General features: G+C 43.0%; 20 protein-coding genes. 4 read left to right on the top strand and 16 right to left on the bottom strand.

The window, feature by feature from the left end; all coding sequences use genetic code 11:
• Window positions 1–71: 71 nt before the first annotated feature.
• The 4 genes from ktrC to abhA form a co-directional block, all read right to left on the bottom strand.
• Complete coding sequence (gene ktrC / locus MHI44_RS19390; protein ID WP_003222311.1) at window positions 72–737, bottom strand: Ktr system potassium transporter KtrC; 666 nt, start codon at window positions 735–737, stop codon at window positions 72–74.
• Window positions 738–799: 62 nt separating this feature from the next.
• Window positions 800–1,627 (bottom strand): gamma-glutamylcyclotransferase, encoded by an 828-nt coding sequence (locus tag MHI44_RS19385; protein WP_181217041.1) that lies wholly within the window; start codon window positions 1,625–1,627, stop codon window positions 800–802.
• Between the two features lie 15 nt (window positions 1,628–1,642).
• A complete protein-coding gene (gene kinC, locus MHI44_RS19380; protein WP_339202548.1) occupies window positions 1,643–2,929 on the bottom strand; it encodes a two-component sensor histidine kinase KinC in 1,287 nt (428 codons plus the stop codon).
• 189 nt (window positions 2,930–3,118) lie between these two features.
• Window positions 3,119–3,397: a transcriptional regulator AbhA gene (abhA, locus tag MHI44_RS19375; protein WP_003244728.1), complete on the bottom strand. Its 279-nt coding sequence runs from the start codon at window positions 3,395–3,397 to the stop codon at window positions 3,119–3,121.
• A 283-nt stretch (window positions 3,398–3,680) separates the two neighbouring features.
• On the opposite strand from abhA, the gene mreBH reads away from it, so the two are divergent.
• The 3 genes from mreBH to MHI44_RS19360 all read left to right on the top strand — a co-directional run bounded on the left by mreBH (window position 3,681) and on the right by MHI44_RS19360 (window position 6,264).
• Window positions 3,681–4,688, top strand: coding sequence for a cell shape-determining protein MreBH (gene mreBH, locus MHI44_RS19370; RefSeq protein ID WP_003245743.1), 1,008 nt, complete (start codon window positions 3,681–3,683; stop codon window positions 4,686–4,688).
• A gap of 100 nt (window positions 4,689–4,788) precedes the next feature.
• Window positions 4,789–4,923, top strand: coding sequence for a protein YkpC (locus MHI44_RS19365; RefSeq protein ID WP_003238865.1), 135 nt, complete (start codon window positions 4,789–4,791; stop codon window positions 4,921–4,923).
• Window positions 4,924–5,031: 108 nt separating this feature from the next.
• Window positions 5,032–6,264: an aminopeptidase gene (locus MHI44_RS19360; RefSeq protein WP_003232341.1), complete on the top strand. Its 1,233-nt coding sequence runs from the start codon at window positions 5,032–5,034 to the stop codon at window positions 6,262–6,264.
• A gap of 33 nt (window positions 6,265–6,297) precedes the next feature.
• Here MHI44_RS19360 and MHI44_RS19355 read toward each other — a convergent pair whose 3' ends face one another.
• Both MHI44_RS19355 and MHI44_RS19350 read right to left on the bottom strand, forming a co-directional pair.
• Entirely contained in the window at window positions 6,298–7,209 is a 912-nt protein-coding gene (locus MHI44_RS19355) for a ketopantoate reductase family protein (RefSeq protein WP_144482487.1), read from the bottom strand.
• A gap of 56 nt (window positions 7,210–7,265) precedes the next feature.
• A complete protein-coding gene (locus tag MHI44_RS19350) occupies window positions 7,266–8,888 on the bottom strand; it encodes an ATP-binding cassette domain-containing protein (RefSeq protein WP_339202547.1) in 1,623 nt (540 codons plus the stop codon).
• A 180-nt stretch (window positions 8,889–9,068) separates the two neighbouring features.
• On the opposite strand from MHI44_RS19350, the gene MHI44_RS19345 reads away from it, so the two are divergent.
• Window positions 9,069–9,338, top strand: coding sequence for a hypothetical protein (locus MHI44_RS19345; RefSeq protein WP_003232345.1), 270 nt, complete (start codon window positions 9,069–9,071; stop codon window positions 9,336–9,338).
• A gap of 33 nt (window positions 9,339–9,371) precedes the next feature.
• Here the strand turns inward: MHI44_RS19345 and lepB are convergent, their stop codons facing one another.
• The 10 genes from lepB to MHI44_RS19295 form a co-directional block, all read right to left on the bottom strand.
• On the bottom strand, window positions 9,372–9,953 hold the full coding sequence (gene lepB, locus MHI44_RS19340) for a signal peptidase I (protein WP_029317744.1): 582 nt from the start codon (window positions 9,951–9,953) through the stop codon (window positions 9,372–9,374).
• 144 nt (window positions 9,954–10,097) lie between these two features.
• Entirely contained in the window at window positions 10,098–12,002 is a 1,905-nt protein-coding gene (locus tag MHI44_RS19335; protein ID WP_212059062.1) for a fructose-specific PTS transporter subunit EIIC, read from the bottom strand.
• A 14-nt stretch (window positions 12,003–12,016) separates the two neighbouring features.
• Window positions 12,017–12,928: a 1-phosphofructokinase gene (pfkB, locus tag MHI44_RS19330; RefSeq protein ID WP_003244923.1), complete on the bottom strand. Its 912-nt coding sequence runs from the start codon at window positions 12,926–12,928 to the stop codon at window positions 12,017–12,019.
• A complete protein-coding gene (locus MHI44_RS19325) occupies window positions 12,925–13,680 on the bottom strand; it encodes a DeoR/GlpR family DNA-binding transcription regulator (RefSeq protein ID WP_339202546.1) in 756 nt (251 codons plus the stop codon). The genes pfkB and MHI44_RS19325 overlap by 4 nt, the downstream gene beginning before the upstream one ends.
• 279 nt (window positions 13,681–13,959) lie before the next feature.
• Window positions 13,960–15,153 carry a sporulation-delaying-protein transporter subunit SkiZ gene (gene skiZ, locus MHI44_RS19320; protein ID WP_339202545.1) on the bottom strand — a complete coding sequence of 398 codons (1,194 nt, stop codon included), beginning with the start codon at window positions 15,151–15,153 and terminating at the stop codon, window positions 13,960–13,962.
• Complete coding sequence (gene yknY, locus MHI44_RS19315) at window positions 15,150–15,842, bottom strand: ABC transporter ATP-binding protein YknY (protein ID WP_003232356.1); 693 nt, start codon at window positions 15,840–15,842, stop codon at window positions 15,150–15,152. Before yknY ends, skiZ begins: the two co-directional genes overlap by 4 nt.
• The gene (locus tag MHI44_RS19310) at window positions 15,843–16,976 is read right to left on the bottom strand and encodes an efflux RND transporter periplasmic adaptor subunit (protein WP_029317740.1); all 1,134 of its coding nucleotides are present in this window, start codon (window positions 16,974–16,976) and stop codon (window positions 15,843–15,845) included.
• A gap of 4 nt (window positions 16,977–16,980) precedes the next feature.
• A complete protein-coding gene (gene yknW / locus MHI44_RS19305) occupies window positions 16,981–17,676 on the bottom strand; it encodes a toxin SDP protection protein YknW (protein ID WP_014479677.1) in 696 nt (231 codons plus the stop codon).
• Window positions 17,677–17,776: 100 nt separating this feature from the next.
• The gene (locus MHI44_RS19300) at window positions 17,777–19,591 is read right to left on the bottom strand and encodes an ABC transporter ATP-binding protein (protein WP_339202544.1); all 1,815 of its coding nucleotides are present in this window, start codon (window positions 19,589–19,591) and stop codon (window positions 17,777–17,779) included.
• 11 nt (window positions 19,592–19,602) lie between these two features.
• Complete coding sequence (locus tag MHI44_RS19295) at window positions 19,603–21,360, bottom strand: ABC transporter ATP-binding protein (RefSeq protein WP_339203588.1); 1,758 nt, start codon at window positions 21,358–21,360, stop codon at window positions 19,603–19,605.
• Window positions 21,361–21,503 lie beyond the last annotated feature (143 nt).

Here is a 21,503-nt window from a genome sequence, read left to right as displayed (position 1 = left end):
GCTCAGTTCATTAAAGTTGTTATATTCTGATAATACGAAAAACCGCCCTTTGAGGACGGCTTATTTGACTGCTATTTAGTATGAAGAACTCTTTTTTCAAAACGGGAGATGTCTGTAACTGATCCAATAACAATGAGTATATCTTCTTGGTGGATGACTTCGGTTGCAAGCGGTGATACGATAACTTCCTTGCCCCTTTTTATGGCTACGATATTAATACCGTATTTTGCGCGAATATCTAAATCGAGAAGTGTATTTCCAGCCAGGCGGCTGTTAGCTACGATTTCAACAAGACTATGCTCTTCAGACAGCTCCAAATAGTCAAGTACATTGTTGGACACGATATTATGCGCAATTCGTTTTGCCATATCGCGTTCTGGGTGGACGATGTGATCCGCGCCAATTTTAGACAGCACTTTTTCGTGATAATCGTTCTGCGCTTTAACTGTAATCGTATGGACGCCAAGTTCTTTCAGAATGAGTGTCGTTAAAATACTCGCTTGAATATTTTCCCCGATTGCTACAATAACGTGGTCAAAATTTCGCAGGCCTAAATTTTTCAGGACAGATTCGTCTGTCGAATCACCGATAACTGCGTGAGATGCAATCTTGGCATACTCGTTGACTTTATCTTCATCGATATCCATTGCCATAACCTCGACGCCTTCTTCGCTTAATGCTTTGCAAATACTGCCACCAAAACGGCCCAGCCCAATTACCGCAAATTCTTTTTTCATCGTGGTGCTCCTTTATACGACATGATATTGATCAAATTTTATCATATTCTTTTGTTACAGTGTTATCCTTTTGGCAGCGAATTCATATGCCGCTTGAGCTTTTCAGTAAACTCAGGCGACAAATACAGCTCCGCTCCGCGTTCGATTTCAATCTGATAGTGCTGAGGCGGGGCAATTTCCGCTTCTTTTTGGAGGACGAGAAAGGTTAAGCAGTCTTTGTAGTGCCTTCCGCCAGCTTCAACGTCTACAAATGCCGGCCGATACGTAAGAGATTCGACGCCCTCCCTTTTAAATAGATAGGAGAGAGCAGAATAAGGAATACGGTATAAAACGCCTTCTGTTGTTCCTCCGTCTTCCAACATGTCCGCTCTTGAACCGTCATCCCTTTTTAGCGTGAAGCGGGTTGTGTATCCTTTTAAAACAGCTCTTCCTACTGGATCTTGAAAATAGTGATCGACTCCCGCTTTTTGAAAGCGGGCATTATCCATGCATGATCCATAGGCAAAATAATAAATGGGGTTTTTCGATTTGCTGATCATCTGATGTTCTTTCCAGTCGCCGCTGCTTATTTTCGTAAAACCGGCACACCCTTCTTTGCTCATAAAATAAATAAGCGCATTTTTAATCCCGACATCCGTTTCTACAAACACCGTTTGTTTATGATATCCTTGAAAAAATTGATCGAGCTTATGTATACACAATTCATCTGCTTCATATACTTCGCCGTATATATAGCCTTCGCCATTAAAAACAGCTGTGGGCCCCTCTTTTGCAGCAAACAAACTTCCCTTTGTTCTCGCCTGCTCATTGATACATGCCGATTGTGCCAGCAAATGATGGTTTTTTTCATGCTTTCTTAATGTCCCATATACAAACAGAAGCGAGTTCACTTTATTTTTCTCCTCTCAGTTGTCTGATTTTAAAGGCAAAACCACTTGAAAGACGCTGCCTTTTCCAGCTTCACTTTCGATTTTCAATTCCCCGTCATGTTCCTTCAGGATTCTCAAACAAATGGGAAGTCCCAGTCCAGTGCCCTTTTCTTTTGTTGAATAAAAAGGTTTGCCAATCTGCTTCAGCTTTTCCTGCGGCATGCCGTTTCCTTCATCCTTTACGCTTATCACTGCATGAGAGGCGGTTTTAGCAGTTGAAATGGTTACGACACCGCCCTTTGGCATTGCCTCAATTCCGTTTTTAATGATGTTGATAAAGACCTGCTTCAGCTGATTTTCGTCTCCATTAATCATACAGCCATCTGTCTCTTTGAAATTTTTCTCTATGACGATATTGGACAGAATTGCATTGGTATCAAGCAATGTCGTGACTTGTTTCAAGATCTCATTAAGCTGGTGTGTTTTAAATGTGATTGCCTGCGGTTTTGCAAGCAGCAGCAGCTCGCTGAGCACTAAATCGATTCTTTTAATCTCTGAAAAGATGATGTCAAAATAGTCTTTTCTGTCCGGATATTGTGTTTTCATAATCTGGAGGAAACCGCTGACAGATGTTAAAGGGTTTCTGACCTCATGAGCAATACCTGCGGCAAGTTCACTTGTGATTGATAGTTTCTGGGATTCCCTCGCCAGCCGTTCATTAATCTCAATGAGCTCATCTTCAGCCTCTTTCCGCTCAGTGATATCTGACATTGTACCCAGGCTGCCTGTAAATTGGTCATCCCGGTCATAGTAAAGTTTATAATGAACTTCTCCCCAAAAAATCGTGCCGTTCTTTGTCACGTATTTTGCCGTAAACATGCCAGAAGACGCTTTGTTTTGGATTTGGGTGTTAATGTGGTCGGCTACGTGCTTTTCTTTTATGAAGTAATCGTTATACATTGTTCCCATACATTCACTGATTGAAAACCCGGTTATAGATGCCCACGCTTGGTTTAAATATGTAATTTCGCCTTTTGCATTTGTTTGAAATACGATTTCCTGCAAATTATCCATGATGCGGTTTTTTTCTTCAGAAAGCTGTTTATACTTCCATTCGTTATCCTTCATTTTCTTAACCAGCTGCTGTTTCTCATCAATATAATAAGCCAACATCCAGACACTTACCAGCGTGACTGCAGTATACACAATATCAACAGGCCAATTAATCGGGTTTTTGCCTATAAAATAAAATAAATAATCCCAAAACATTATAAAAATCATTGCCAAAATGATGGAAATGATACGAGCTTGATATTTTCTCATATGACCACCTGCCGCTTGTGTTTCTCTACTTATTGTACCATTCTTCGACAAATAATTGAGTAAAATATGTAAAGTATCCCAAATCATTCATTACCAAATATCTTGATGTCTTATCTTAGGCGGCGGTAATCAAAAATTGGCACGCAAAAAAGGCGGAGATGATATCACTCCGCCTTTTTTAGCATAATTTTATTCTTTTAAAGCGGCTTGAATTTCTTCGAGAAGCAGCTGTGCACCCTCAGGGCTTAGCGTAATTTTACCGTTGCCGTATTCTTTATTTTCTGAAGTGATTTCTCCAGTCATTAAACAAACGCCATGAGGTTTGTACTTTTTCAAGATAATTTTATCTCCGTCAACAAAAAACTCAATGCTGTCTTTTATGGCAATATCCAATGCCCGTCTCAACTCAATCGGCATGACAATGCGGCCTAATTCATCTACTTTTCTCACAACACCTATTGATTTCATAAAAACCCTTCTTCCTTTAAATGTTTCTTTTCTCATGTAATGTTTTAAGGATGTACCTCAATATATCGTAGACGAATGAAACTTTGAAAAAGTTTCCCGCTTTCTATAAGAATTACAAGATATTTTTTCCATAAAACCGAAAAATGTATTACTTCTGTTACACAGTTCCTTGATTTTTTACAAAAACATTTCTTTACCGACGCACACCCCCAAAAATCGCAGTATTTCTGAGAAACTTTAAATGTAGAATCATATTAAATTAGGATAGAGATTGGGTGAAAACATGTTTCAATCAACTGAAATCGGGATTGACTTAGGAACAGCTAATATACTTGTTTACAGCAAAAATAAAGGGATTATCCTAAATGAACCATCTGTTGTCGCAGTGGATACGACGACAAAAGCAGTGCTTGCAATCGGAGCTGACGCGAAAAACATGATCGGTAAAACACCGGGAAAAATTGTCGCTGTCAGACCGATGAAAGATGGCGTGATCGCAGACTATGATATGACAACTGACCTGCTAAAGCACATTATGAAAAAAGCAGCAAAAAGCATCGGCATGTCGTTCAGAAAACCGAACGTAGTCGTTTGCACACCATCAGGCTCAACAGCAGTAGAACGCCGCGCCATCAGTGATGCGGTGAAAAATTGCGGCGCGAAAAACGTTCATTTAATCGAAGAGCCAGTTGCAGCCGCCATCGGAGCGGATTTACCGGTCGATGAGCCGGTTGCCAATGTGGTAGTAGATATCGGCGGAGGGACGACAGAGGTCGCTATTATTTCCTTCGGTGGCGTTGTTTCCTGCCATTCTATCAGGATCGGCGGAGACCAGCTTGATGAGGATATCGTTTCTTTCGTCCGTAAAAAATACAATTTGCTGATCGGCGAACGCACAGCTGAGCAGGTAAAAATGGAAATTGGCCATGCTCTGATTGAACATATACCAGAGGCAATGGAAATTCGGGGACGCGACCTCGTGACAGGTCTTCCAAAAACCATTATGCTTCAATCCAACGAAATTCAAGATGCAATGCGTGAATCCCTCCTGCATATTCTTGAAGCCATCAGAGCGACACTTGAGGACTGTCCGCCTGAATTGAGCGGAGATATTGTTGATCGCGGCGTTATTTTAACAGGCGGCGGCGCGCTCCTTAATGGAATTAAAGAATGGCTCACAGAAGAGATTGTCGTGCCTGTACACGTGGCGCAAAACCCGCTTGAATCTGTAGCAATCGGCACAGGCCGTTCTTTAGAAGTGATTGATAAGCTGCAAAAGGCAATTAAATAGTCTTTACCCGCAAAATTCTCACACGCGGCAAATTTCTTGCTTCTTTTTTCCTCACTTCCTTCATATTGTGGGAAATGGAGAAACGTTAAGGAGGAAACAGATGCTAAGAGATTTAGGAAGAAGAGTAGCGATCGCAGCCATTTTAAGCGGAATTATTCTTGGAGGCATGAGCATTTCTTTGGCAAATATGCCTCATTCGCCTGCAGGCGGCACTGTAAAACTGAATCATCCATAATATTGAAAAACCCAAGACGTGTCGTTTTGGGTTTTTCACTTTGGGCTCCTTCTTTCCTTTATAGGATCATATTTGATATGATGAGAAAAAAGCTTGGAGGAATGATTCATGGATTCATTTTCACAGAAATTAAATACATATGCACAGCTGGCGGTAGAAGTCGGCGTTAATGTCCAAAAAGGCCAGTATGTAGTCGTAAATGCTTCAACAGACGTCCGGGATTTTGTCCGTTTAATTGTAAAACACGCATATGAAAAGGGCGCAAAAAACGTCACCGTGAATTGGCAGGATGACGAAGTCGCCAAATTAAAATACGAACTTGCGCCGTTTGAAGCATTTGAAGAATATCCTGAATGGGAAGCAAAAGGCAGAGAAGAGCTTGCCAAAAATGGAGCTGCTTTCATTTCTGTTGTGTCGTCAAACCCAGACTTGCTAAAAGGTATAGATTCCAAACGGATTGCGGCATTCCAAAAAGCAGCAGGCAAAGCATTACATACATACAGACAATATATTCAATCAGACAAAGTCAGCTGGACTGTCGTAGGTGCGGCATCAGCAGGCTGGGCTCACAAGGTGTTTCCTGGCAAATCAGAGGAGGAAGCGATCCACCTTCTGTGGGAAGAAATTTTTAAAGCGACGCGCGTAAATGAAGACAACCCGGTTCAGGCGTGGATCAATCATGACCAAAATCTTCATGAAAAAGTTGACCATTTGAACGAGAGACATTACGCTGCCTTACATTATCAAGCTGAAGGAACTGATTTAACAATTAAGCTGCCTAGGAAGCATGTTTGGGCAGGTGCGGGAAGCGTGAATGAAAGCGGCCATGAGTTTATGGCCAATATGCCGACAGAAGAAGTATTCACGCTGCCGCAAAAAGACGGGGTTGACGGTGTGGTATCAAGCACAAAACCATTAAGCTACGGCGGAAATATTATTGAAAATTTCACCCTGACGTTTGAAAATGGCCGTATAGTCGACATTAAAGCTGAAAAAGGTGAGGATATTTTAAAAGAACTGGTGGAAACAGATGAAGGTTCTCACTATTTAGGTGAAGTGGCACTTGTTCCTTACGATTCGCCTATATCACAATCAAACATTCTTTTCTATAACACGCTGTTTGATGAAAACGCGTCAAATCATTTGGCGATCGGAAGCGCCTATGCCTTTAATATTGAAGGCGGAAAGCAGATGTCTCGTGAAGAGCTTGTCAAAGAAGGCCTAAATGAGAGCATTACACACGTGGACTTTATGATCGGTTCTAAGGATATGAATATTGACGGAATTACGGCAGACGGGAAAAGAGAGCCTATCTTCAGAAACGGAAATTGGGCTTTTTAAGTAAATAAAAGGAGGCTTTTCCGCCTCCTTTTTTTATTTTTCTGCTTCATACATTTGCAGATTCGCATAAACGGTTTCTAATACTGGTGCAGCGAGAGATAAACGTTTTGCTTTTTCAAGCAAAAATCCATGCAGGTGGTCTCCTTCAGTCGTTTGGCCGTTTTCCATATCCCGAAGCATGGAGGACTTCATATGGTAAGACATGCTGGTCATCGTACGAAAGCTCTCTTCCTCAAGATCCGGATCAGCCGGAACACCTTCTTTTCGTAAAACAGCGCAAATTTCCCCAATAAGAGTTTGGGCCGTGTGACGTCCGGCTTCTGTGGCGAGGATTGGGCCAAGCGGTCGTTGAAATAACGTTGTGATCCCCGCTTGCGCTGCAATAAAGAGATACTTTTTCCAAATGTCCTTCTCGATATGCCCGCTAATGATGACTTCAGCCTTCACACCTGAAAATGCCTCTTCAAGCGCTCTTATCCGCTCCGTACGCTCGCCGTTCCATTCTCCAAATACAAAACGATGCGATGTGCTCGTATGATGAATTTCTCCTTTGTTGTCTAAAGCACTTTCTATAAAACACAGGCCGCCCAGCACCTGTTCTTTTGAAAATGCCGCAAATAGCTGCTCATAGTGGCGGTACCCGTTTAAGAAAGGGATAATGACAGATTCCTGATGGATAAATGGTTTGACATCCTCTATCACTTGACCAAGTGAGTATGCTTTAGAAGCAATGATAACGACATCAAATTGCCCTGTTTCTCCGACACTGATTAGTTCGGGCTGAAATGATACATTCCCTTTTTCACTATGGATGACAAGCCCGGTTTTTTTCAGCTGCTCAGCTCTTTTTTGGCGCACAAGAAATGTCACATCATTTCCTTTCTCCGAAAGCCGTGCGCCAATATACCCGCCTACTCCACCTGCTCCGACAACTAAAAATTTCATGTTGTGATCTCCTTTCATATTTAGGTATCAAAAAAAGCAGAGAAATCTCTGCTTTTTTATTCCGCGTATAGTTCAGTCAATTTTTTCTGCACATCAGCATTTTCAAGGAACTCGTCATAGCTCATTTGCTTATCGACGATGCCGTTAGGTGTAATTTCTATAATTCTGTTGGCAATGGTCTGCACAAACTGATGGTCATGGGAAGTAAACAGCATAGCGCCTTTAAAGCTGATTAAGCCGTTATTGAGCGCTGTAATGGACTCTAGGTCTAAATGGTTAGTCGGCTCATCCAAAATTAAAATATTGGCGCCAGAAAGCATCGCTTTCGACAGCATACAGCGGACCTTTTCTCCCCCGGAAAGTACATTTGCTTTTTTGTGGACTTCTTCTCCAGAGAACAGCATGCGTCCTAAGAAACCGCGTAAAAAGCTCTCACTTTGGTCGTGCGGAGAATATTGGCGAAGCCAGTCTACAAGGTTCAGATCACTGCCTTCGAAATATTCGCTGTTGTCTTTTGGAAAATACGCTTGAGATGTGGTAACACCCCATTTAAACGTTCCGCTGTCAGCTTCCATTTCCCCGGAAATGATTTTAAACAGCGTAGTAACAGCAAGTTCGTTTCGGCCAGTGAAAGCAATTTTATCTTCTCGATTCATAATAAAGCTGACATTGTCAAGCACCTTTACGCCATCGATTGTTTTTGTTAAGCCTTCCACGCGAAGAACATCATTTCCGATTTCCCGTTCCGGCGTGAAGTTAACATAAGGATAGCGGCGGGAAGACGGTTTAATATCATCCAGCGTGATTTTTTCGAGAAGTTTCTTTCTTGATGTAGCCTGCTTAGATTTAGACGCATTGGCGCTGAATCTAGCGACAAACTCTTGAAGCTGTTTAATCTGCTCTTCTTTTTTCTTGTTCGCTTCTTGAGAAAGCTTTAACGCCAGCTGGCTTGACTCGTACCAGAAATCATAGTTTCCGACATAGATTTGAATTTTGTTAAAATCAAGGTCGGCAATGTGCGTACATACTTTATTTAAAAAGTGACGGTCATGGGATACGACAATAACTGTGTTTTCAAAGTTAATCAGAAACTCTTCAAGCCACTGAATTGCCTGAAGGTCCAGGTGGTTCGTCGGCTCATCGAGCAGCAGAACATCCGGCTTGCCGAATAATGCCTGTGCCAAGAGAACTTTTACCTTCTCCGAACCGCCGAGGTCTGCCATCTTTTTTGTGTGCAGATCTTCTGAGATACCAAGGCCTTTTAACAGGATCGCAGCTTCACTTTCCGCTTCCCAACCGTTCAGTTCCGCGAATTCACCTTCTAGCTCAGCAGCACGAATCCCATCCTCATCTGAGAAATCAGGCTTCATGTAAATAGCGTCTTTCTCCTGCATGACTTCATACAGGCGTTTGTGGCCCATAATGACCACTTTCAGCACTTCATACTCTTCGTACTCAAAATGGTTCTGCTTCAAGACGGCAAGACGCTCGCCAGGACTCATATGCACGTCGCCTGTCTGAAGCTCGATTTCGCCTGACAGCACCTTTAGAAACGTTGATTTACCGGCACCGTTTGCACCAATTAACCCATAGCAGTTGCCTGGGGTAAATTTAATATTAACATCTTCAAATAACTTGCGATCCGCAAACCGCAAGCTTACATTATTTACAGCAATCATTTATTATCCTCCATCATGTCTATCATCAATAAAAGTATACCATGAATGCAGGGCAAGAGAAATGATTCCCTGATAAAACAGAGAGAAAACACTTATACACCCAAACCAGCCAGCTGTGTTACAATTAAAGAGAGAGAATGCATCCGCCTGGAAAATTACACACTCTCATGGAGGAACACGTTGAGGCTTTTAACACTTACTGAATATTGCTTACTGATCTTTTTTACGGGCTTTTACCTTGCCGTAACAGGCTTTACCGCCAAAGATATCGGCTTATATATAGGCATAGCCCTTATTTACATATTTTCGCACATTTTTTCTAAACGGCTATTAGAAAAGCGCGGAAAAGAAAACAAACAGGTTCACCTTTTCTTCAGTGTGCTGGCTATTATCGGTTCAGTGTTCATCACGGTTTTATGCATTGCATTGGTCGCTTCTTTTTCAAAATAAAAACGCCTGCTGTCCTAGGCCAGCAAGGCGTTTTTATTTTGTTTGACGCATTTCGTTAAACGGGAAAAAGACAAACTTCGATGTGCCGACAATTCGATCTTCCGCGATCAGTCCCAGCCCGTTTCGGCTGTCCATAGAATTCAGCCGGTTATCTCCCATGACAAAGTATTTGTCTTTCGGAACCTTAACCGGTCCAAAGTCTCCTGTCAGACTGACACCAAGTTTTTCTGCTTCCTTCTTGTTTTTAGACAAGTAAGGCTCGGCTACTTTTTTACCGTTTATATAAAGCGTGTCATCCTTCATTTGAACGGTTTCTCCAGGCTTTCCGATCAATCTTTTTACATAATGGATTTTAGAAGTTTCACCGTTGATAATAACGATATCTCCGCGCTTCAGCTCGCCGATATAGTTGACTGTTTTATTCACAAACAGCCTTTCTCCGTCATGTAATGTGGGATACATAGATGAACCTTCAACTAAATACGGTTCAAACAAAAAGTGACGGATCAGGAGAGCCAGCAGAACAGCGATGACAATCGCTTTACCCCATTCCAGGTACGTATTGGTTTTTTTCTTCGCCGTTTTCTCAGTATTCGTATTTTTTTCCTCGGTCAAAGTGTTTCCTCCTAGACAATTGCTATGTCAGTTGTTTCTCTTCTTTTACTTTATCATAAAAAAGAATAAAATACATAACTTAACCGCGCTCCCTGCCGGCCGGATAAGAAAAAGCGTCCTTTCGAACCAAGGACGCTTTTTTTCTTATTTTTCTGTAACAGGTTTTTTGACGATACCGAGGATAATTGCCATCACAACAGCACCGATCACGATACTTAAAAGGTAAAGCATCGGATGGTTTGTAATGAAAGCTACGAATACTCCTCCATGAGGCGCCGGAAGCGTTACTCGGAAGAATTCAGTTAATCCGCCGGCAACAGCTGCACCGACTACAGCAGCTGGAATGACGCGAAGCGGATCAGCCGCAGCAAATGGGATCGCTCCCTCTGTTACGAAAGCAGCTCCCATGAAATAGCATGTAATACCAGCTTCACGGTCACGCTGAGTGAATTTGTTTCTGAAAATGGTTGTTGCAAGTGCGATACCAAGCGGAGGAACCATACCGCCGGCCATGATTGCTGCATGAGGCGCATAGTTGCCTGCATCGATCATGGCGATACCGAACGTAAAGGCTGCTTTATTAAGCGGGCCGCCCATATCGATCGCCATCATGCCGCCCAAGATAATACCCATTAACACAAGGTTTCCAGTACCAAGGCTTTCAAGCCAGTTTGTTAAGAAATTCATAAAAGCTGCTACAGGTGTATTGACGACAAATTGCATTAATACGCCAGTGATAAAAATACCGAACAGCGGGTAAATCAAAACAGGTTTTAATCCATCAAGTGACTGAGGGATAAACGTAAATACTTTTTTCAGTAAAATCACAACATAACCGGCAAGGAATCCGGCAATTAAGCCGCCTAAGAATCCAGCATTCGCTTGAGTAGCCATAAATCCTCCGACCATACCAGGCGCAAAACCAGGACGATCTGCAATACTCATCGCAATGAAACCGGCCAGAACTGCAACAATGAGTTTTAATGCATTGTCGCCGCCGATAAAGTTTAATGCTGCTGCAAACGTGTTGTAGCTAGGATCATTCGGATCAGCAGAGTGAATTCCCCAGAAGAATGAAATCGCAACGAGAATACCACCGCCGACTACGAACGGAAGCATGTTGCTGACACCGCTCATCAGGTGCTTATAAAACGCGTTTCCGATACCGCTTCCAGACTTGCCTTTCGCTTCTTCATCATCGTTTGAAGCTGCCGAACCGCCGCCGCTGCCTTGATAAATCGGCGCATCTTGATTCATCGCTTTTTCGATAAGCTCTTGCGGACGTCTGATACCCGCCGTTACAGGAACTTGAAGTACGCGCTTGCCTTTAAAACGTTCCATTTCAACCTGCTTGTCCGCTGCGACAATGATTGCAGGTGCATCTTCGATTTCTTGGGCAGTGAGCTTGTGCTTAATGCCGCTTGACCCATTTGTTTCGACCTTAATTTCCACACCAAGCTCTTTCGCTTTTTCTTTAAGGGCATCCGCAGCCATGAATGTATGGGCAATACCTGTCGGGCATGCAGTAACCGCTAAAATTTTCCCTTTTCCGGCAGGTGCTGGTGCCGCTTCTTCTTCTTCCTCTTCGTCATCATCTTTATCGTGCTGATTAATAATGTCGATGATGACATCTTCAGACTCAGCTTCAAGGAGCTGCTTACGGATTTCTTCACGCATTAACAGCGTTGAAAGTCTTGACAATGCTTCAAGGTGAGTGTTGTTTGCGCCTTCAGTCGCCGCAATCATGAACACTAAGTGAGCCGGCTGGCCGTCTAATGATTCATAATCGACGCCGTCTTTTGAACGTCCGAACGCGATCGCCGGGTTGATAACGCTTGCCGTTTTCGCATGGGGGATAGCGATTCCTTCACCGATACCCGTGGAGCTTTGGCTTTCGCGATTTAAAATGGCTTCTTTATAGGCTTGTCGGTCATTTAACTTTCCAGCCTTATCAAGAACAGTGACCATTTCGTCAATAACATTTTCTTTTTCTTTGCTCTCAATATTAAGCTTTATCGTATGCTTCGTTAAAAGCTCAGTTATTTTCACTTGTGTTTCCTCCTCTATAGACGTGTGACCTTAACTTCAGGAAGAAGCTGCTGGACAAATTCTTCTGTTCCAAGTTCTTCAGAGAACGCGGTAGCACTGCCTGAAGTAACTCCTAAGCGGAATGCTTCTTCAAGCGGCAGCTGTTTGGAAATTCCGGCAAGGAAACCTGCAACAACGGAATCCCCTGCTCCGACTGAGTTTACCAATTTCCCCTTTGGCACGTTAGCAAAATAAACAGCTTCGTTCGTAAACAGAAGCGCTCCGTCTCCGGCCATTGATACGATTACATGTTCAGCGCCTTGTTCTACAAGCTTTTTCCCATAAGGAACGGCTTCCTCAACAGATGTAATGGCCGTGCCGAACATTTCTCCAAGCTCATGATGATTTGGCTTCATCAAAAATGGTTTCATTTCTGTTGCTTTCAAAAGAGCCTCGCCTGAGATATCCAGAACAACTCGTGCGTTCTGCTGTTTGCAGGCCTCTGCGATTTTTTCATAAGTATCGTGAGGGAGTGAAGATGGAATGCTTCCTGCAAGAACAACGATATCTCCCTCTTGCAAAGATTGGAACTGTTCTAAAAAGGCTTTGAAATCTTCATCCGAAATTGTCGGTCCCTGCCCGTTAATTTCAGTTTCATCACCAGTTTTCAGCTTTACATTGATACGGGTATCCCCTTTTACTTCAGAAAAAGCTGTTTCCAGGTTTTCTTCCCGTAAAAATGTTTTGATATATTCTCCGGTAAATCCGCCGACGAATCCGAGCGCTTTAGACGCCACATGGTGTCTTTTCAGCAGTCTCGATACGTTGATGCCTTTGCCCCCTGGATACTTGGTATCATACGAAGAACGGTTCAGGCCTCCTACAGTAAAATCTTCAACGTGAACTATATAATCGACAGATGGATTAAGTGTTACAGTGTAAATCATGGTTTCACTACCTTTACGACAGTTTTTTCTTGGTAATTATCGAATGTAAGCTCTTCAGCGTCAGTCGTAATGATTGTTGCGTCGCCTGCTCCGGCGAATGCCGAAAATGAAATTTCTCCGAACTTCGAAGGGTCTGCTAAGACGTAAGCGTGTTTTGCCTGTTTGATCGCTTTCTGTTTTAAAAGGGCCTCATCAGGGTCCGGCGTTGTAAATCCAGCCTCTGTATGGACACCGTTTGTCCCCAGAAAACTCTTGTCAAATCTGTACTGGTCCATGGCAATCAATGAAGCGCCTCCAATAATCGCGCCCGTTCTGTGCTTTACGTATCCTCCAAGCAGATAAAAAGAAATTTCTTTCCTTATTAATGCATCGATATGCATTACCCCGTTTGTGACAACGACAATATCTTTGGTTTTATCCATAAAATCAATCATGTGCAATGTCGTCGTGCCTGCATCAAGGTAAATGCAATCCCCTTCTTCTAAAAGAGAAGCTGCTTTTTCAGCAATCTTCAGTTTATCGTGAAGGTTTTTGGATGATTTTTCAAGCATATCGGGTTCAAGTCTGATATCGGAAAGCTTGGCCGCTCCACCATGAACGCGCTTTAAAAAACCGCGTTCTTCAAGTGTCGATAAATCTCTTCTGATTGTTGATTCAGAAGCATTAGTCAGATTTATAAGCTCTTGAATCTTTACCACATCATGCTTTTCTATTTGATCAATAATCAATTGATGCCGTTCAGGAGTTAGCATGCTTCACCTCCTAATGAAAACGTATTCATTTTGAATACAATTTCATTGTAAACGCTATTTTCGGTTTAGGCAACTAAAATCATTCAAATTCATTCAATAACTATCAAAATCTTTCACGTTTCTCCATATTAACGTATGTCTATAGGGTTTGTAAACTGTAAATTCGACAAAAATAAGGACAATTGTACGACATTTTCTTCTTATTTTAATGAAAAAAGTCTTTTATATTCATAGTAGAAATCACTAAACATAAAAAAACCTCATGCATGTTGCATGAGGCTACTCATAACGCAGCGCTTCAATGGGATCAAGCTTTGCGGCTTTATTTGCAGGAAGCATGCCGAAAATAACACCAATGAGCATACTGAACAGCACGCCCCCGCATACAACCTGCCAGGATATGAGTGACGGCCAGCCCGCAATGGCTGAAACAAGCGCGGCCCCTCCGTATCCAATACCAATCCCGACCAGACCGCCAATCAGCGTCAATACGACTGACTCAATTAAAAACTGAGTCAGAATCTGTCCCCTCGTCGCACCGAGGGATTTTCTGATTCCAATTTCCCGTGTCCGTTCTGTGACTGATACGAGCATAATATTCATGACACCGATTCCGCCGACCAAAAGGGAAATACCTGCAATTGAGCCGATAATCGTCGTCATAATTGCCGTTACCTTGCCAATTCCGGCCGCAATCTCCTCCATGTTCATCACTTGATACGAATCCTCTGTGCCATGATTGTCATTTACCAGCTGTGCCGCTTCTTTTCCAGCCGATTTTATGTCGTCTGCTGATTCGACCTGCAATGATACGTTACTGAAATCACTTGTGCCAAAAGAGGATTTCATCATATTAAATGGCACATACATTTCACTTAAATCGAAAGAAAGCAAGCCTGTTTCTTTTTTCAGCACGCCGATAATTTCAACGGGCTGTCCGTTTATCCAGACAACTTCACCTAAAGGGGAGGTTTTATCGAACAGCTCTTCAGCCATCTTTTGAGAGATGATTCCGGCTCTATTCCCCGCGAGAAAGTCATTGTCGGTAAATGTTCTGCCGCTTTCGATTTCTAAAGAATTGACATTCATGTATCCATCATTTATTCCGTTAACCGTAGCATCGGTTTCTTCTTCGTGATAACGCGCTTTCATACTTTCAGAAGTCGAAGCAACGACTTGTTTAATGCCTTCTATTCCTTTTAAACCTTTAATATCTTTTTCTGTAAACGTAGATTCAGCTGCGGCGTTCGGGTTGCTTGCAAGCTCCTCGTCGCTAGGCATATAGTACAGCTCCACAGTATTTCCCGGGCCGCTGATCGACTGCTTCAGCATTTGCTCGCCGCCCTGTCCTACCGCAACGACAACAATGACAGAGCCTACACCAATGATAATGCCGAGCATCGTTAAGATCGAACGCATTTTATGGGCAAGGACAGAGCTTAGAGCCATTCTGATGTTTTCTAACAGGCTCATTCTCCCACACTCCTTTGTCCGGAGCTGGCAGGAACAATGTTTCCGTCACGCACCATGACGATCCGATTCGTGCAATCTGCTACTTCAGGCTCGTGAGTAACCAGAACGATTGTCGTTCCCTCGGCATTTAATGCTGTAAACTGATCCATAATCGCCTCGCTAGTTTTCGTATCCAGCGCGCCGGTCGGTTCATCAGCTAAAATCAATTTCGGCTCATTCACGATCGCCCTCGCAATCGCCACCCGCTGCTTCTGCCCGCCCGACAGCTCGTTGGGCATGTGGAGCATTCGATCGGCTAACCCGACCTTTTCCAATGCTCTCTCAGCCCGCTCTTGACGTTCTTTTTTGCCTATCCCGGAGTAAATCATCGGCAGCTCGACATTTTTTTTTGCGTTCAGCCGCGGAAGAAGCTGAAATTGCTGAAATACAAAACCGATGGACCGGTTACGGACTGCCGCCAGTTCTTTATCTTTATATGAAGAAATGTCTTCGCCGTCCAATTGATATGTACCGGAAGTCGGCCGATCAAGACAGCCGATAATATTCATGATCGTCGATTTTCCTGATCCTGACGGCCCCATAATCGAGACATATTCACCTTGATGAATGTCCAAATCAATAGAATGGAGAACATCAAACGTTTCCTTTCCGATCTGGTAGCTTTTTCGCACATTAGAAAGCTGAATCATTTAAGATTTCACTTCCATTCCGTCAGTCACCTGATCAGATGGATTCAAAATGACTTGATCATCTTGGGTAAGCCCCTCTTTAATTTCTGTCAGGTCATCTGTCACTTCGCCGATTTTGACATCAACTCGCTTTGCTTTTCCGTCTTTTACTGTATACACATAATATTGGTCATCTTCTTTTTTGACTGCCTTTGAAGGAAGCGTATTTGCTTTCCGTTTATCTGTTTCAATATTCATGATAAATTTAAAGCCTGGCTTTCCTTCTGGAAGATTTCCTTTTATTTTCACTTGAAGCGGGTATTGGACCGCCTGTTCTGTTCCTTGTGCCGCAGCGCTCTCCTGCTGATCCGGAACAAGCCCGACTGCGGAAACCGTGCCTTTCCATGTTTTACCCTGTATTACATCTGAAGTGAGTGTGACCTTCTGGCCTTTTTTGACTTTCAATGTATCGTATTCAGACAATTTCCCTGAGACGACAAGGTCTTTTGGGTTGCCGATATGTATGACAGGCTCCTGAATATCTGACTTTTTGGATGCCGCCTCTTGGTTGACAGAAATAACGGTGCCTTCAATTTCGCTTTTCACTTCAAGATCTGATACCCGGTTGGCAAGTGACTGTCGCTGAAGCTCGGTTTGTTTTAATTCGATCTCCGCTGTTTTTTTCTGCATTTGAAGCTCTGTCCGTTCAGATTCGATTTGTTTTTCTGCTTCTTTCTTTCCTACCTGTTTTTCCAGTTCTCTTTCTTTGCTGTCTAAGGCTTTTAACTTTTCTTGAATTTGGTCAATTTGAAGCCGATTGGATTCAGACGTTAACTGGTTCTGTTCTTTTTCCAGGCTCAGCTGCTCATTTGTATAGGTGACTAAAGGCGTGCCCTTTTTAACTTTATCGCCTTCCTTTACTTTAATGTCTTCTAATGTCCCTTTATCAGCTTCATAAAAGACATACTGTTCATTTGAAAATTTTAGCGTGCCAGGAACCATAACCGTTGATGAGATTTCATTTTCTTCAACGCTCCCCGCCTGTATCTCCTTGCCGGCGCTGCCGCTTGTTGGAGCGGCAGACCGGTATATATTGATTCCAACAAAAAGAGCGACTATAACTGCGATTCCAATTCCGATCCAGACTTTTTTCATGAGCTTATGCACCCGCCACAGAATTGATTAAACCTGAAAAAAGCGAAAATACAACTAAAATTCCGAATAGAATGATTGCTGAAATCCACCCGGCTTTTTTGGAGATGCCTCCCGTTTTGTGAAGTCCGATTGCTAATAATACAAAGCTCCAGATGCTGAAAATTTCAAAGGTATTTAACACGCTGGCAAGAGCCCCGTCAGATGGGATAATCCCTGCCAGTGACGTCGTGCTGTAAAGAGGATTCACGTCAGTCGTAAAAGCAACGATTCCATTAACCAATAATCCGAGACTGCTAATTAAAGAGACAAACAGACCGAGAGAAAGCATTTTTTTATATGTCGTAACTCCGCCTGATATTTTTACACAGAGCCAATAAATAAGAGGGGCAATAAATAATGCTGCGATACCGCCGATAATAGCGCCTGCCATTCCGCCAAATTTGGTTATTGTTGCGACAGTTTCCATTTGTTCAGCAGATAGCCCTTGCGTATCCTGGCTTTTCAAAAGCTCACTATAATCCGTACCGAGTGATTGCAGCACGGCACCGACGATGATAATTGCTGCAACAATCAAAAGCGGTCCCCATACAGCCGGCCTTTCTCTTATTCTTTCAAATTGAACGGACGGACTTGTGATTACTCCGAAAAGTGAAGGCTTTTCAGTCGCCGTTCCGCTGTTTTTTTCTACATTCGTTTCCATTTCAAAACCTCCTTGAGAATATCTAACAAATAGTACGGGAAGGATATCAAAAAGTTTCATGTTTTTCTAATAAATTTCCAAAAGCCGAAGGCTTTTCATATTATTCTATCGCTGTGCTGTATTGCGCTTTCACAAGCCCGGCATAAATGCCTCCTTTAGCGAGCAGCTGATCATGGTTCCCTTCTTCTATTTTCCTGCCGTGATCAAGAACAATGATGCGGTCGGCGTCGCGGATCGTAGACAATCTGTGAGCGATCATCACTGCTGTACGCCCTTTCAGAAGCGTTTTTAACGCTTGCTGAATTTTTACTTCTGTCTCTGTATCAATGCTTGCCGTTGCTTCGTCAAGGATGATAATAGCCGGATCGGCGAGCAATGCTCTTGCAAATGAAATGAGCTGACGCTGACCGGCAGACAGTACGCTGCCCCTTTCCTCCACCTCTGTTGCGTATCCTTCCGCTAAATCGGAAATAAACTCATCCGCTCCGACCGCTTGGGAGGATTTCATCACCTCTTCATCCGAAGCATTTGGCCTTCCAAAACGAATATTTTCCATGATGGTCCCAGAGAAAATAAATGTATCTTGCAGGACAATGCTGATTTGAGAGCGCAGACTGGCAAGGGAAAGATCCTTAATCGGTATACCGTCTATTTTAATGGTGCCTCCGGTCGCATCATAAAAACGGCTGATTAAATTGGCAATCGTCGTCTTCCCGCTCCCTGTATGCCCGACAAGCGCAAGCGTCGAGCCCGCCGGAATAGAGAAAGAAATGGCGTAAAGGGCTTTTCGTTTTTCATCATACGAAAATTCAACCTCTTCAAAACTGATCTCCCCATTTATCTTTTCATTATGAATGGCATTCGGCTTCTCCTTGACATTTGGCTGTTCGTCCAGAAACTCAAAAATCCGTTCTGATGATGCCATCCCCATTAACAGCTGATTATAGACCTGACCCAGTCTCGAAATAGGTTCCCAAAACATTCCCAGATAGAAAGCAAAAGAAACGAAGACCCCAATCGTAATGGTTTCATTCATGATGAGTGTGGCTCCATACCAAATCAAGACAGCCGTCCCAATCGCATTCGTCATTTCTACCAGCGGACGGAACATGGCATTTTTTCTAGTTGCTTCCCGCCATGATTCGTAGTTCTCCTGATTGACACCGTCAAAATACGCCATGTTTTCTTCTTCCTGCGTAAATGCCTGTGTGACCCGGATGCCCTGAATGCTTTCGTTTAGATGAGAGTTGAGCTTCGATTGCTTCAGCCGTACCGTTTGCCAGGATCGGCGTATTTTTTTTCTGAGACTTGTTGAAATAAAAAACATAATCGGCAATGTCACCATGATGGCTATAGTCAGCTCAGGGCTCAGCGTAAACAAAATAATAATCACGCCGGCCAGAAGCAGCAAGTCGGTCAACAAATTGATGACTCCGCTTGTAAAGAGCTCCTGAAGAGAGTTAATATCATTCATGATCCTGACTAAGATCGATCCCGCCGACCGCTGATCAAAAAATCGATGGGATAAGCGCTGCACATGGGTAAATAAATGCTGTCGCAAATCGTAAATGACATGCTGGCCAAGCTGATTCATCCACCTGATTCTTAACACATTGGCGGCGTAATTGAGGACATATAAACCGCTAATAATAAAAATGAGCTGAATCAGCAGCTCCGAGTTTCTCCCTGTAATCGCATGATCAAGAACATAAACGCCGATCAAAATGGGGATCACAAGCTTCACAGCAGTGCCAATTAATACAGTGAGAAAAGAAAGCGGCAAAATTGTTTTTCGATATGGTTTGACATAGCTCAGCAGCCGCCACATTTGAGCCCAGTTAAACGGCTTTTCAATGATTTCATCTGAAGAGTAATAGAAACGCTCTAAAATCCCCTGTTTTTTCGCTTGTTTCATTTGGCCCCTCCCTATCCGACCTCATGCGGCTCATTAATCATTTTGACATCACGGTATTGCAAATCGTAAATCTTTTTATAGTAGCTGCCTTTTTCAAGAAGCTCATGATGTGTTCCCCTTTCACGAATGCGTCCTTTATTAAAAACGAGAATTTCATCGGCGTGTTTCAGTGAAGAAATGCGGTGAGCGACGATAAAGGTTGTGCGGTTTTTCATGACTTCTTTTAAGGCAAGCTGTATGCTGTGCTCCGTTTGCATATCTACTGCACTTGTGGCATCATCCAATATCAAAATGCTCGGGTTCAAGCAGATGGCTCTCGCAATGGCAATACGCTGTTTCTGTCCGCCGGAAAGCCCCATTCCCCTCTCTCCCAGCATGGTGTCATACCCATCAGGAAGCTCCATAATAAAGTTATGAGCCTGCGCCCTTTTTGCCGCTTCGATGACGTCTTCCATTGAGGCATCCGGCCGCCCATACGAAATATTTGATCTAATCGTAGATGAAAACAGGAAGGATTCTTGAAGTACGACCCCGATATTGGAACGAAGGGTTTTTAACGAATAATCTGTGATTGGTTTGTGATCAATGGTAATCATTCCGCTAACAGGACTGTAAAATCTGGTGAGAAGCTGTGTCACTGAGCTTTTGCCTGAACCTGTCGGGCCCAACAGTCCGATTACCATCCCGCTGTTTGCCTCAAAGCTTACATTGCACAGCGCGTTTGTTTGTTCTTTTCCGTATGCAAGAGAAACATTTTTGAAATGGACATCTCCGATTAATTTTTGTTTATGCAAAGCATGAGGATGATCTGTAATGTCTTCTTCTTTTTCCAGAATGTCGAGCAGGCGTTCCCCTGACGCTTTTGCTTGAGAGAACATATTGATGACAAAACCTAAGTTCATAATGGGCCACATCATATAATTGACAAGGCTGAAGAAAGCAACAAGCTCGCCGGGATTGAGCTGATTTTGCATAACCAAGTAACCGCCGTATGAGAGAAGAGCTACAATACAAATGTTACCAATGAACTCCATTAAAGGGAAATACGCAGACCAGATGGATGATGTTTGTAAATACTGCGCCCTGTATTCTGCATTGGCTTTATTGAAAGTGCTGATCTGAAAATCTTCCCTTGAAAGAGATTTAACCGTATTAATGCCGCTGATATTTTCCTGGACTTTTGTATTGAGTTTCGCAAACGATTTGCGGATGCCTCTGAAGGCGGGATGGACTCTTTTGTCAAACCGGTATACCGCAACCGCGAGAAATGGCAGAACAGCTATTGTCACAAGCGTGAGAGGAACAGAATAGTAAAACATAACCGACAGGCTGATGGCTACCAGCAGGCCGAATCGAATGAGCTCAGCGAGACCGTATGATAAGAAAAAACGAAGCCCTTCAACATCAGCAGTCAGCCTGGACATCAAATCTCCTGTTTTCGCGTTATCATAGTAAGAAAAAGAAAGCCGCTGCAGTTTTTCATACAGCCCATTTCTCAGCCGATAAACGGATTTGATCCCGAACATATCACCTAAATACTGATGAAAAAAGGTAGCCATTCCTTTCAAAACCATTACCGCAATAAATCCTAAGCTGACCCACGCCGCAAGCTGATACTGCCGTCCCAGCACGATCTCATCAATCGTAATTTGCAGGATAATCGGATAAACGACAGTAATTGCAGTCATCAAAAGCATGGCTAGAAGCGACCACATAAACACTTTTCTGTACGGCCAATAATACATTTTTAATCTTTTAAATGTCTCCATATCCAGCACCTTTCCAACATTTATCATCTTCACTATATCGATACCCGAAATAAATTTCTATTATTTTTCAAAATTTCAGTCTAATTATGGAGTGAGTCTCTTACTTTATAGGGAGTAACATATGTAGAATAAACGCCGCTTAC

The sequence above is a fragment of the Bacillus sp. FSL K6-1366 genome, from assembly GCF_037976695.1.
GTDB classification, from domain to species: Bacteria; Bacillota; Bacilli; order Bacillales; family Bacillaceae; genus Bacillus; species Bacillus subtilis.
The sequence above is the reverse complement of the archived record's forward strand: the minus strand, read 5'-3'. Positions and strand labels throughout refer to the sequence as shown.